The organism is Planococcus sp. RAB007_Raresut (assembly GCF_057369535.1).
Genome location: NZ_JBXYIF010000026.1, coordinates 1 through 710, shown reverse-complemented (window position 1 = coordinate 710; position 710 = coordinate 1). Strand labels below are relative to the sequence as shown.

Sequence of the window (710 nt, the reverse complement as noted above, 5' to 3'; positions counted from 1 at the left end):
GGAATGGAGGCGCCACGATAACGGAATTCTGAATCATAATCATCTTCCACGATGTAACTGGAAGAAGCTTTTGCCCACGTCAATAACTCAAGACGCCTGTTAATCGACATCACTGTGCCAAGTGGATATTGATGAGCTGGAGTTGTATATAAAAGTGTCACTGGCTGTTTCGGTACGGTACAGCCTTCAGAATCCAACCTAATAGGTAAAACCGGTATGTTCAATTGGTGAAAAACCGCATTTGCTCGAACAAAACCCGGTTCCTCCATTCCTATTTTAGAAGGAAGGAGGAATTGACACAGGGAACTTAACTGTTGTTGGGTGCCGCTGAAAACAAAGATTTGTTTTGCGTGGCAATGCAATCCTCGGGATTGGCGCAAATAGTTTGCAATTTCGTTCCGTAATTCTGGTTCCCCTTGCCAAGAACCATTCGCAACATGGGCAGGAACCAGAAACTTTTGATACAGGCGGTTCCAAACCTTGTATGGAAATTCTTTTGGATCAATTTGTCCGTTTCTAAAATTCAAGGACTCTTCTTTTATCGTTGGCAGAAATTCTTCTTTTTGAAGGACAGCTTCTTCTTGGAAGGGGACTTCAATCTCACCTACAAAATAACCTTTTCGCTCTGTTGAATACAGATAACCTTCACTCAGCAATTGGGCATATGCTTCCTGTACGGTAAATATACTGACATTCAGTTGATTGGCTAA

The 710-nt window shown here is 42.3% G+C and carries 1 protein-coding gene; it reads right to left on the bottom strand.

Features of this window, described 5'->3' with window-relative positions:
* Positions 1–656 (bottom strand): aminotransferase class I/II-fold pyridoxal phosphate-dependent enzyme (locus AC2Q9J_RS17560; RefSeq protein ID WP_499041954.1); only part of this gene is annotated, 656 nt, incomplete at its 3' end.
* Positions 657–710: the final 54 nt, after the last annotated feature.